The following is an 11,913-nucleotide window of genomic DNA, read 5'->3' on the forward strand; positions in this document are numbered from 1 at the left end:
GCTTGCCGCGGCATGGATTGCTTCGCTTCGCTCGCAATGACGGGAAGCGTCGCCTCAGTTGGTGACCTTGGTGCTGCCCACCAGCGTCGGCTTCTCGATGTAGTTCTCCGCGAAGATCTTCTTCAGGTTCTCGACCTTCGGGATGTCGTTATAGGCAATATAGGGTTGGTTCGGGTGCAGCGTCAGATAGTCCTGGTGGTAGCCCTCCGCCGGATAGAAAGCCTCGAGCGCGCCGACCTTCGTGACGATCGGCTTCTTGTAGACCTTGGCGGCGTTGAGCTGGGCGATATAGGCGTCCGCCACCTTCTTCTGCTCGTCGCTGGTGGTGAAGATCGCCGAGCGATATTGCGTGCCGGAATCGGGGCCCTGCCGGTTCAGCTGGGTCGGGTCGTGCACGACGGAAAAGAAGATCTGCAGGATCTTGCCGTAGGAGATCTTCTGCGGGTCGTACTTGATCTCGACCGATTCCGCATGGCCGGTGGTGCCGGTCGAGACCTTCTCGTAATCGGCGCTTGCCTTGCTGCCGCCGGAGTAGCCGGACACCGCGCTGACGATGCCGGCGGTGTGCTGGAATACGCCCTGCACACCCCAGAAGCAGCCGCCGGCCAGCACTGCGGTCTTGATGCCGGATTCCGGCGCGCTCGCGGCCGGCGCCGGGATGATCACGGCGTCCTCAGCGGCAAGCGAGGGCGCAACGGCAAAAGCTGTGACGGCCAGCGCGCCGATCGCGGCGGCGCACAGCGAGAGGCGGCTGAGGGAGCTTTTGGGCATGGGTTCCTCGTGGGGTCGCAAGTGGGGCCAGTCTAGAGCGGGAGCCGGCATTGGCCAATCAGGCCGGGTGGCTCCGACACTTCAAAATACGGGCGAGGAGGCGTTTTGTTACGGCGCCGGCCACACGGTTTCGTGAGGGAAATGCTGGGGATATAGCGCAATCTCTCCTCCCGTCGTCCCGGCGAAAGCCGGGACCATAACCACAGGATTGAATTGTTAGAAGGCTGTGGCCCCAGCGTCGTGCAACAATGACCTTCGGTGGTTATGGGTCCCGGCTTTCGCCGGGACGACATCGGGTATGTTGCGTCATCGAGAGTCATACATTCACGGTCTCTCAGGATGACGGGTCTACAAGTGCGCGGCACGTCACACCACCACGCTCAGCCGCTTCGCCGCCCGCGTGATCCCCGTGTAGAGCCACCGCGCGCGCGAGTCCTGGAAGGCAAAGCTCTCGTCGAACAGCACGACGTCGTCCCATTGCGAGCCCTGCGACTTGTGCACGGTCAGCACGTAGCCGTAGTCGAACTCGTCATAGGGCTTGCGCTGCTCCCACGGCACGCCTTCGACGCCGCCGTCGAAGCACTCGCCGCGCACCGAGACCTTGGTGACCTTGTAGCCGAAATCCTCGTCCGGCATCACGCGCATGGTGATGATCCTGGATTTGGACTGCGCGCGCGCCTTGACCCGCCACAGGCCGCCGTTGAACAGGCCCTTCTTGCGGTTGTTGCGCAGGCAGACCAGCTTGTCGCCGGCGACCGGCAGCGGATCCTCGATGTTCTGCCGCTGCCGCACCCGCATGTTGTAGGCGCGGCGGGTGTTGTTGCGGCCGACCAGCACCTGGTCGGCGCTCATCACGCGGTCCGGATCGAGCTCCTTGCGTGACACCACCTCGCTCTCGCCATGGCGGCCGATCTCGAGCTCGCGACCCTCGCGGATATCCATCGACATCCGCACGATCGGATCGTCCTGCGCCTGGCGGTGCACCTCGGTCAGCATCGCGTCGGGCTCGGCATCGGTGAAGAAGCCGCCGCCCTGGATCGGCGGCAATTGCGCGGGATCGCCGAGCACCAGCAGCGGGCAGTCGAACGACATCAGATCGCGGCCGAGCTCGGCATCGACCATCGAGCACTCGTCGATCACGATCAACTTGGCCTTTGATGCCGGCGCGTCGTCCCAGAGCTCGAAGCTCGGCTGCTCGACGCCGGACTCGCGGGCGCGGTAGATCAGGGAATGGATCGTCGAGGCGCTGTCGCAGCCCTTGTTGCGCATGACGAGCGCCGCCTTGCCGGTGAAGGCCGCGAACTTCACCTCGCCGTCGACGCCTTCGGCGATGTGGCGGGCGAGCGTGGTCTTGCCGGTTCCGGCATAGCCGAACAGGCGGAACACCGGCGGCGTGCCGTTCTGGCCGGGCTTGGCCTTCAGCCAGTCGGCGACGGCTTTCAGCGCAGTGTCCTGATGCGGCGTGAAGATGGTCATGGGCTTTCGGAAGAGTGAGCGCGCGACCGATAGCGCCGCGACTCAGGCCAGCACAAGCTAAACATTCATGCGTTCCGATCAAGCCGTCTCCCGCTGCGCGGAATTGGGGTTTCGCCCCCGAGGCTAGACTTGATCCGGAGCGCCACTAGACTGCCCCAAAACAACAAGCGGTCGAGACCACGATAACTGGTCAAAGAAGCGACCTTGGGAGTGACTCCATGAAATTCGGCATCTTTTACGAGCTGCAACTGCCGCGCCCCTGGAACGACGGCGACGAGCTCAGGCTCTACCAGAACGCGCTGACGCAATTGGAAACCGCCGACCGGCTCGCTTACGACTACGCCTGGGTCGTGGAGCACCACTTCCTCGAGGAATATTCGCACTCGCCGGCGCCGGAATCCTTCCTTGCCGCCGCGAGCCAGCGCACCAAAAACATCCGGCTCGGCCACGGCATCTTCCAGCTCACCACCAATCATCCGGCCCGCGTCGCCGAGCGGGTCGCGGTGCTCGATCTCTTGAGCAACGGCCGCTGCGAGTTCGGCATGGGCGAGAGCGCCTCGATCACCGAGCTGACGCCGTTCGGCCGCGACATGGAGACCAAGCGCGAGGTGTTCGAGGAAGCCGTGCAAGCGATCTTCCCGATGTTCAGCAAGGTCGGCACCGAGCATCACGGCAAGTATTTCGATATCCCGCTGCGCAATGTCGTGCCGAAGCCGGTGCAGAAGCCGCATCCGCCGCTCTGGATGGCATGCTCGCAATTGCCGACCATCGAACGCGCCGGGCAGAACGGGTTTGGCGCGCTCGGCTTTCAGTTCGTCAGCGCCGAGGCGGCGCATGCCTGGGTGCACGCCTATTACAACGCGATCACCAAGCGGCTGAAGAAGCTCGCCGACTACGAGATCAATCCGAACATGGCGCTGGTCTCGTTCTTCATGTGCGCGAAGACCGACGAGGAAGCGCGCCGGCGCGCCGACGGCGCAACCTTCTTCCAGTTCGCGCTGCGCTATTACGGCCAGGCCCAGAACCGGCAGCGGCCGGCGCCCGGCACCGTCAACATGTGGAACGAGTATAACAAGTGGAAGCGCGACAAGCCGGAGGCGCAGGAGGCTGCGCTGCGCGGCGGCCTGATCGGCTCGCCGGAGACCTTGCGCAAGAAGCTGCGGCGCTTCCGCGCCTCGCATATCGATCAGGTGATCCTGCTCAACCAGGCCGGCAAGAACACCCATGAGCACATCTGCGAGTCGCTCGAGCTGTTCGCGAAAGAAGTGATGCCGGAGTTCCAGCACGATCCCGAGCACGATGCCTGGAAGAAGGGCGTGCTCGATGGCTCGATTAAGCTCGAGGAGATCGACACCCAGGCGTTCACGGACCGCTATGGTAAACTCGCGGTCAATGTCGGCTCGAAGGCAGCAGCTGCGGGCTGATCAATTAATGCGCAGCCGCCTCGCGATCGCGTGAAGAAAATAATTCGCTACACGCGCTCGGAGCTTTAAAAGAAACGGCACGCGCGATGCCTGCACCGAAGTGCGGGCATCGCTATTTTTGTGCGGTGCTCGACAGCTTCATTCGCGCGCCCCATCATCCTGACATCGCATGATCGTGCAGCGCGATAGCGCGCTTGATCGTCAGGAGAGTTTGGAATGAAGCGTCGTGAGTTCCTCCAGCTGTCGCTCGTCACAGCCGCCGCCGCTGCGCTGTCACGCGGTGCGAAGGCGCAGGCGGACGCGAAGGAAATTCGTATCGGCTACCAGAAGAACGGCGTGCTCGTTATCACGCGCCAGCGCGAGGCCTTGGAAAATCATTTCAAGCCGCAGGGCATCGGCGTGAAATGGATCGAGTTCTCCTCGGGCCCGCCGATGATGGAAGCGATGAATGTCGGCAGCGTCGATTACGGCGCGGTGGGCGATTCCCCGCCGATCTTCGCGCAGGCCGCCGGCGCGGCCATCGTCTATGCCGCGGCGCAGCCCATCATCAACGGCTCCGGCATCCTGGTGCCGCAGAATTCGGCGATCGCGTCAATTGCCGATCTCAAGGGCAAGCGCGTCGGCTTCACCAAGGGATCGAGCGCGCATAATGTCGTGATCCAGACGCTGGAGAAGGCCGGGCTCACCTATGACGACATCACGCCGGTCTATCTGACGCCGCCGGACGCCGGTCCGGCCTTCGCCAATGGCGGCATCGATGTCTGGGCGATCTGGGATCCGTATTTCGCGATCGCCGAGACCAAGCAGAACGGCCGCATCCTGGTCAAGACGCGCGACATCACCAAGACCAACTCGTTCTACATCGCCAACCGCGACTTCGCCCGCAATCGCGGCGCGATCCTGCAGCAGATCGTCGATGTCACGACGTCGAGCGCGGCATGGGCGCAGGCGCATCCCGACGAGGTCGCCAAATCGCTGGCCGCCGTCACCGGCGTGCCGCTCGATATCCAGACCATCGCGGCGAAGCGGGCGGGCTTCTCGGTCGGACCCGTGACCGACGACATCATCGCGACCCAGCAGGGCGTCGCCGACCGCTTTTTCAAGCTCGGCCTGATCCCGAAGCAGATCGCGATCCGCGACATCGTCTGGCGCAATCCCCAGACCTGATCGGCGCGCGTTTGGTCATTTCCAATGCAGAGGATAGTCCCATGATGCGTTTATTTCGACGCTGGATCGCCCGCGCGGTGCTGTCGCTCAGCATCGTCGCCGCAACCGTCAGCGCCTCCTACGGCCAGGAGAAGGTGGTCCGCATCGGTTACCAGAAATATGGCAAGCTGGTGCTGCTCAAGAGCAAGGGCTCGCTCGAGGAAAAGCTGAAGGCGGTCGGCACCAAGGTGGTGTGGACCGAGTTTCCGTCCGGGCCGCCGCTGCTCGAGGCGCTCAATGTCGGCGCGATCGATTTCGGCAACACCGGCGAGGCGCCGCCGATCTTCGCGCAGGCCGCCGGCGCGCCGATCCAGTATGTCGCCTATGAGCCGCCGGCGCCGAAGGGCGAGGCGATCCTGGTGCCGAAGGACAGCGCGATCAAGTCGGTCGCTGACCTGAAGGGCAAGAAGGTCGCGCTGAACAAGGGCTCCAACGTCCACTATCTGCTGGTGAAGGCGCTGGAGAAGGCCGGCGTCAAATATTCCGAGATCGAGCCGGTGTTCCTGGCGCCGGCCGATGCGCGCGCGGCGTTCGAGCGCGGCGCCGTCGATGCCTGGGTGATCTGGGATCCGTTCCAGGCCGCGGCGGAGGCTGCGACCGGCGCCCGCACCGTCGCCGACGGCACCGGCATCGTTGCGAACTATCAGTTCTACTTCGCCTCGAAGAAATTCCTGCAGGCCGATCCGAAGATCGTCGAGCTCGTGCTGGCGCAGCTGAGCGAGGTCGATGACTGGGCCAAGGGCGATATCCACGCCGTTGCCGAGCAGCTGGCGCCGAGCATCGGCCTGTCGGTGCCGGTGGTCGAGGTCGCGTTGAAGCGGCAGGCCTACGGCATCAAGCCGGTCACCGATGCAGTGGTCGCGGACCAGCAGCAGGTCGCCGACACGTTCTTCGCGCTCGGCCTGATCCCGAAACAAATCAAGATTTCCGACGTCGCATGGAGGCCGGGCACGTGAGCAACCCAACCAACGCCAACATCCTCTGGTTCCTGCCGACCCACGGCGACAGCCGCTATCTCGGCACGTCGATCGGCGGCCGCGAGGTGAACTTCAATTATCTGCGCCAGATCGCGCAGGCCGCCGATCAGCTCGGCTATTACGGCGTGCTGCTGCCGACCGGGCGGAGCTGCGAGGATTCCTGGGTGGTGGCCTCGGCCGTCGCGCCCTGGACCGAACGCCTGCGCTATCTCGTGGCGGTGAGGCCCGGCCTGCAGTCGCCGAGCGTCGCCGCACGGATGACCGCGACGCTGGACCGGCTGTCGAACGGCCGCCTTCTGATCAACGTCGTCACCGGCGGCGATCCGATCGAGAACAAGGGCGACGGCATTTTCCTCGATCATGACGAACGCTACGCGGTGACCCGCGAGTTCCTCAACGTCTACAGCGATCTGCTGGCGGGCAAGACCGTCAATGTCGAAGGCAAGCACATAAGGATCGAGGACGGCCGCCTGCTGTTCAATCCGGTGCAGTCGCCGCGGCCGCCGCTGTATTTCGGCGGCTCCTCGGATGCCGGCATCGACGTCGCGGTCGACACCGTCGACAAATATCTGACCTGGGGCGAGCCGCCGGCGCAGGTCGCCGAGAAGATCGCCAAGGTGAAGGCGGTGGCGGCGCAGCGCGGCCGCAAGCTCTCGTTCGGCATCCGCCTGCATGTGATCGTGCGCGAGACCAACGCGGAGGCGTGGCGCGCCGCCGACGAGCTGATCCAGTACGTCACCGACGACACGGTGGCCGCCGCGCAAAAGATCTTTGCGCGGATGGATTCGGTCGGCCAGCAGCGCATGGCGCAGCTCCATGGCGGCCGCCGCGACCAGCTCGAGATCAGCCCGAACCTGTGGGCCGGCGTCGGCCTGGTGCGCGGCGGGGCCGGCACCGCGCTGGTCGGCGATCCCGAGACCGTCGCCGCGCGGGTCAAGGAGTATCAGGAGATCGGCGTCGATACCTTCATCATGTCGGGCTACCCGCATCTCGAGGAAGCCTATCGCTTCGCCGAATTGGTGTTCCCGCTGTTGTCGCTGGCGCAGGGCGGCAACGTGACGCCGATCCGCGTCAACACCGGGCCGTTCGGCGAGACTATCGGCAACGACTACCGTCCGCAGAAGCAGGCATCGCAATCATGAGTCTCATCGACAGTCTCCCGCGCCGCAAAGCGTTTTCGAGCGAAGTGGATGCCGGTTCCCGTGAAGAAAACGCGTCAAAACAAAAATCTGGAGCTCCGTTCCGATCCCATCGGAACGGAAACAGCTCCAGCGCGCCGAAACTCCCGAAGGTCGATGGCTTGATCCCCTGGATCGTGCCGCTGGCGATCGTGCTGGTGTGGCAGCTTGCCTGCGTCACCGGCTACGTGCCCTCGCGGGTGTTGCCGGCGCCGACTGACGTCGCGGTGGCGGGATGGAAGCTGCTGCTGTCCGGCGAACTGGTCCGCAACATCTGGGTCAGCTTCTGGCGCGCCTCGATCGGCTTCTTGATCGGCGGCGGCATCGGCTTTGCGTTCGGTCTCGCCAACGGGCTGTCGCAGCTGTCGGCAAAACTCACCGACACCACCTTGCAGATGGTGCGCAATATTCCGCATTTGGCGCTGATCCCGCTCGTCATCCTGTGGTTCGGCATCGACGAGTCGGCAAAGCTGTTCCTGGTTGCGCTCGGCGTGTTCTTCCCGATCTATCTCAACACGCTGCACGGCATTCGCACCGTCGACCCGCAGCTGATCGAGATGGGCCGCATCTACGGTATGACCGACGGCGAGCTGTTCCGCCGGGTGATCTTCCCCGGCGCGCTGCCCTCGATCTTCGTCGGCCTGCGCTTCGCGCTCGGCATCATGTGGCTGACCTTGATCGTCGCCGAGACCATCGCGGCCTCGTCGGGCCTCGGCTACATGGCGATGCAGGCGCGCGAGTTCATGCTGATCGACGTCGTCGTGCTCTCGATCCTGATCTACGCCTTGCTCGGCAAGCTCGCCGACAGCGCCTCGCGGGCGCTGGAGCGGCTGACCCTGTCGTGGCATCCCGCCTTCCAGAAGAAGTGAGAATGAGAATGCAAGAAGCGCTTCGTTTCGAAACCGCTGAAGCCGAGCCGGTCGACCGCACCGAGATCGTCGTGAAGGCGCGGCAGTTGCGGCGCGTGCCGGAAGGCGCGGCCCGCGGCCTGTCGCTGACCATCCGCGGCCTGCGCAAGGCGTTCGGCGACAATGAGGTGCTGCGCGGCATCGACCTGCACATCCCGGCCGGCCAGTTCGTCGCGATCGTCGGCCGGAGCGGCTGCGGCAAGAGCACGCTGCTGCGTCTGATCGCCGGCCTCGACGCGCCGACGGCGGGAACCATCGCGTTCGGCGAGCCGCCGCGGGCGCAGGACGTCCGCGTCATGTTCCAGGAGCCGCGGCTGCTGCCCTGGGCGCGGGTGCTGTCCAATGTCGAGGTCGGGCTGGGGCGCGAGCGCTCGTCTGCTGATGCACAGGCGCGCGCCGAGCGCGCGCTGGTCGAGGTCGGACTCGGCGACAAGCGCACCCAGTGGCCGTCGGTGCTCTCGGGCGGGCAGAAGCAGCGCGTTGCCCTGGCGCGGGCGCTGGTCAGCCAGCCGCGCGTGCTGGCATTCGACGAACCGCTCGGCGCACTCGATGCGCTGACGCGGATCTCGATGCAGCAATTGCTGGAGCGGGTCTGGCGCGACCAGGGCTTTACCGCGATCCTGGTGACGCATGACGTCGCCGAGGCGGTCGCGCTCGCCGACCGCGTGCTGGTCATCGAGGACGGCCGCATCGCAGAGGATGTCACGATCGACCTGCCGCGGCCGCGCCGGCGCGGGTCGGCCGAACTCGCTGCGCTGGAGGGCGAGATCCTGAAGCATCTGCTCGAAGGCAGCGAAGACAGTCTGTGAGGTTGCCATGAATTCCATCGTCCGCAATGTTTCGATCGTATCAGCGGTTGCGGCCGCCGAATTCCGCGGCGCGATGCGTCACCTCACCGGCGGCGTCAGCGTGATCACGGCCGGTCGGGCCAAGGATATTTCGGGAATGACGGTGACCTCGGTGTCGTCGCTCTCGGTCGAGCCGCCGTCCTTGATCGTCAGCATCAACCGCGCGGCCTCGTCATGGCCGCTGATCGCACGCCATGGCGTATTCGGCGTCAATATCCTGGCCGCGGATCAACGCGACATCGCCGAGCGCTTCACCGGCAAGGGCGGCCTGAAGGGCGCGGACCGCTTCACCGGGGCCGAATGGACGACGCGGGCGTCAGGCGTCCCGCTGCTGGTCGGCGCGCTTGCCGCGGTTGATTGCGAGGTCGAGGAGACCATCGAACGGCATTCGCACGTGATCGTCATCGGCCGCGTGCTCGACGTGATCGCGTCCGAGCGTACCGCCGCGCTGGCGTATTGGCACGGCGAGTATGTCGCGCTCGACCATGAGGAAGACGCCGCACGGCTGGCTGAGGTCAGCCTGCCGTCGCGTCATGTTCATGTGCGAGGGCCGCGTTAGCGCGCCGTGCTTATCCGGATCGGACTTTAGAAAACTGCGCTCAGCGATGCCGGGCTGTCGATGATCACATTGCTGCCGCGGACGCCAGCCCATACAGCCTGGACGGTCTGAGCTGCATTGGCCAGCGGAATGCCAACGACGAGTGTGGTCGGGATACGGCCAAAGCTCGACGGGGTCTCGTTATAGGTGAAGCTTGCGACGACCGGCGAGACCGTGCCATTGACGGTGACTCCGAACACGCCGCCCGGAATATCATTGCCCGTGGCGTAGGGATTCGGAACGTTAAGGGTGATGATCGCGGTGGTGCCGACGCCCTCCGGAATCGTCAGGCTGAGGCCTTGCATCGGCGTTAAAGTCGCGGAGGTTGTGGACAGGGTGCCGCTGGTCTGCGCGTAAAGGGCCATATCACTCTCCAGTTGTCTAAGAATGTAAATGCAATAGGAGATTGAATAAGGCAACCTGCCGCAAGATTCAAGGGATGAACGGCACCGAGGCCGGCGCGGCTTGTCGGCCGTGGCGCTTTCCCAATCGGCGCATTAAATGGCGCGGATGTTTCGGAGAGGTGACGGTTCGATGAAGCGCGTGGGAACCTGGCTGCTCTACATCGTCGGTGCGATCGCCGTCGCCTATCTTGCGCTCTATGCCTATGTGACGTTCACGGGCCGCGACATCACGCCCGGCGATCCGATCCGGATCTTCCGCAAGCCCGACGCGCCCAGCTATTCGTGAGGCGAGGCAAGCGGCGGGACTTGCCGCCACCAGGGTTTCTCAGCCGGCGTTCGCCATGCGCTGATAGTCGGGCGCGCCATTGCCGGCCGGGGTGATCGGGATGCCGCCGTCGGCATATTCGTTCAGCTTGTTGCGCAGCGTGCGGATCGAGATGCCGAGGATGTTGGCGGCATGGGTGCGGTTGCCGAGGCAGTGCTTCAGCGTTTCCAGGATCAGGTCGCGCTCGACATCGGCGACGGTGCGGCCGACCAGCGCGCGGGTGACCTGCTCGGCGGCCAGCGTGGCGTGCGCGACCGCGGGCGCGGTCTTGGCGAGGTCGAGCCGGTCGCCGTCGGGGGTCAGGATCGCCTCAGCGCCGATCTCGTCGCCCTGCGCCATCAGGACCGCGCGATGGATGGTGTTCTCGAGCTCGCGGACGTTGCCCTGCCAGCGGTTCGCGGTCAGGACGCGGCGGGCATCAGTCGAGATCGGACGCACCGGCATGCCGTTGGCCTCGGCATATTTCCTGGCGAAATGCTGCGCCAGCTCGAGGATGTCGGCCGGGCGGTCGCGCAGCGGCGGAATCTTCAGGTTGACGACGTTGAGGCGGAACAGCAGGTCCTCGCGGAAGGTGCCCTCGCGCACCGCCTCCGAGAGGTTGCGGTTCGAGGTCGCGATGATGCGGATGTCGACCGGGACCGGCTTGGTGCCGCCGACGCGGTCGATCACGCGCTCCTGGATCGCGCGCAGCAGCTTGGACTGCAGCCGCACGTCCATCTCGGAGATTTCGTCGAGCAGCAGCGTGCCGCCGGTCGCTTCCTCGAACTTGCCGATGCGGCGGGCGACCGCGCCGGTGAAGGCGCCCTTCTCATGGCCGAACAGCTCGGATTCAAGGAGGTGCTCGGGGATCGCGGCGCAGTTGATCGAGATGAACGGCCGCTTGGCGCGGGCCGAGCGGGAATGGACGTAGCGCGCCAGCACTTCCTTGCCGGTGCCGGACTCGCCGGTGATCATGACGGAGGCATCCGAGCCCGCGATCTGCTGTGCCAGCTTGATTACCCGGCCCATCGCCTCGTCGCGGTAGATCAGATCGCGCGCGTCGTTGGCGACCGCGGCCAGCACCGCTGCGATCAGCTCGGGGTCGGGCGGCAGCGGGATGTATTCCTTGGCGCCGGCATGGATCGCGGCGACCGCGGCGCGGGCGTCGTTGGAGATGCCGCAGGCGACGATCGGCACGTGGATGTGCTCGGCTTCGAGCCGCATCACGAGGTCGCGGATGTCGAGGCCGACATCGACCAGCAGGAGGTCGGCGCCCTTGCCGCCGCGCAGCACGTTCATCGCCTGTTCGGCGGCCTCGGCGTGGGTCACCGAGGCGCCGTTGTCCATCGCGATCTTGGTCGCGGTCGTGAGCTGGCCCTTCAGGGTGCCAACGATGAGAAGCCGCATGATGATCTCCTGTTCGTCTGGTCGCGCAGGTCCCGCGCGTGACCGCCTGAGTTGTTAAGAGCGTTCTGCCTTGATGATTTCGGTCATGGTCACGCCGAGCTTGTCTTCCACCAGCACCACTTCGCCACGCGCCACCAGGCGGTTGTTGACGTAGATGTCGATCGCCTCGCCGACGCGGCGGTCGAGCTCGAGCACGGTGCCCGGTCCGAGCTTCAAGAGGTCGCCGACGTCCATCTTGGAGCGGCCAAGCACCGCCGAGACCTGCACCGGCACGTCGAACACGGCCTCGAGATCGGCCGCGATGCGCGCGGCATGTTCGTCCTCGTTGTAGCCGATGTCGTCGATGGTGGGCGCGTCGGCGGAGTTGAGATCGGGAAGCGGGACTTGGGTGTCGGTGTCGGTCATGGTTCAG

General features: G+C 65.2%; 13 protein-coding genes. 8 read left to right on the top strand and 5 right to left on the bottom strand.

What is annotated here, in order from left to right:
- Positions 1-54: 54 nt before the first annotated feature.
- Entirely contained in the window at positions 55-771 is a 717-nt protein-coding gene (gene msrA / locus ACZBJS_RS28215) for a peptide-methionine (S)-S-oxide reductase MsrA (protein ID WP_316397127.1), read from the bottom strand.
- A 366-nt stretch (positions 772-1,137) separates the two neighbouring features.
- Positions 1,138-2,247 (bottom strand): ATP-dependent DNA helicase, encoded by a 1,110-nt coding sequence (locus ACZBJS_RS28220; protein ID WP_316397128.1) that lies wholly within the window; start codon positions 2,245-2,247, stop codon positions 1,138-1,140.
- 218 nt (positions 2,248-2,465) lie between these two features.
- On the opposite strand from ACZBJS_RS28220, the gene ACZBJS_RS28225 reads away from it, so the two are divergent.
- The 7 genes from ACZBJS_RS28225 to ACZBJS_RS28255 all read left to right on the top strand — a co-directional run bounded on the left by ACZBJS_RS28225 (position 2,466) and on the right by ACZBJS_RS28255 (position 9,347).
- Entirely contained in the window at positions 2,466-3,671 is a 1,206-nt protein-coding gene (locus ACZBJS_RS28225) for an LLM class flavin-dependent oxidoreductase (protein WP_316397129.1), read from the top strand.
- Between the two features lie 216 nt (positions 3,672-3,887).
- Entirely contained in the window at positions 3,888-4,838 is a 951-nt protein-coding gene (locus ACZBJS_RS28230) for a sulfonate ABC transporter substrate-binding protein (protein ID WP_316397130.1), read from the top strand.
- 41 nt (positions 4,839-4,879) lie between these two features.
- The gene (locus ACZBJS_RS28235) at positions 4,880-5,833 is read left to right on the top strand and encodes a sulfonate ABC transporter substrate-binding protein (protein WP_316397131.1); all 954 of its coding nucleotides are present in this window, start codon (positions 4,880-4,882) and stop codon (positions 5,831-5,833) included.
- Positions 5,815-6,996: an FMNH2-dependent alkanesulfonate monooxygenase gene (ssuD, locus tag ACZBJS_RS28240; RefSeq protein ID WP_316397132.1), complete on the top strand. Its 1,182-nt coding sequence runs from the start codon at positions 5,815-5,817 to the stop codon at positions 6,994-6,996. Before ACZBJS_RS28235 ends, ssuD begins: the two co-directional genes overlap by 19 nt.
- Before the next feature lie 158 nt (positions 6,997-7,154).
- Positions 7,155-7,901: an ABC transporter permease subunit gene (locus ACZBJS_RS28245; protein ID WP_057017321.1), complete on the top strand. Its 747-nt coding sequence runs from the start codon at positions 7,155-7,157 to the stop codon at positions 7,899-7,901.
- A gap of 8 nt (positions 7,902-7,909) precedes the next feature.
- Positions 7,910-8,749: an ATP-binding cassette domain-containing protein gene (locus tag ACZBJS_RS28250; protein ID WP_316397188.1), complete on the top strand. Its 840-nt coding sequence runs from the start codon at positions 7,910-7,912 to the stop codon at positions 8,747-8,749.
- Between the two features lie 7 nt (positions 8,750-8,756).
- Positions 8,757-9,347, top strand: a complete 591-nt coding sequence (locus ACZBJS_RS28255) for a flavin reductase family protein (protein ID WP_316397133.1) — start codon at positions 8,757-8,759, stop codon at positions 9,345-9,347.
- Positions 9,348-9,373: 26 nt separating this feature from the next.
- Here the strand turns inward: ACZBJS_RS28255 and ACZBJS_RS28260 are convergent, their stop codons facing one another.
- Complete coding sequence (locus ACZBJS_RS28260; RefSeq protein WP_016844337.1) at positions 9,374-9,751, bottom strand: hypothetical protein; 378 nt, start codon at positions 9,749-9,751, stop codon at positions 9,374-9,376.
- Between the two features lie 169 nt (positions 9,752-9,920).
- Between ACZBJS_RS28260 and ACZBJS_RS28265 the strand changes: the two genes are divergently transcribed.
- Positions 9,921-10,076 (top strand): hypothetical protein, encoded by a 156-nt coding sequence (locus ACZBJS_RS28265; RefSeq protein ID WP_316397134.1) that lies wholly within the window; start codon positions 9,921-9,923, stop codon positions 10,074-10,076.
- A 39-nt stretch (positions 10,077-10,115) separates the two neighbouring features.
- On the opposite strand, the gene flbD is transcribed toward ACZBJS_RS28265, so the two are convergent.
- Positions 10,116-11,501, bottom strand: a complete 1,386-nt coding sequence (flbD, locus tag ACZBJS_RS28270) for a sigma-54-dependent transcriptional regulator FlbD (protein ID WP_253589094.1) — start codon at positions 11,499-11,501, stop codon at positions 10,116-10,118.
- Positions 11,502-11,555: 54 nt separating this feature from the next.
- Positions 11,556-11,906 (bottom strand): flagellar motor switch protein FliN, encoded by a 351-nt coding sequence (gene fliN, locus ACZBJS_RS28275; RefSeq protein ID WP_028333458.1) that lies wholly within the window; start codon positions 11,904-11,906, stop codon positions 11,556-11,558.
- Positions 11,907-11,913 lie beyond the last annotated feature (7 nt).

The organism is Bradyrhizobium sp. KZN70725, from assembly GCF_055264925.1.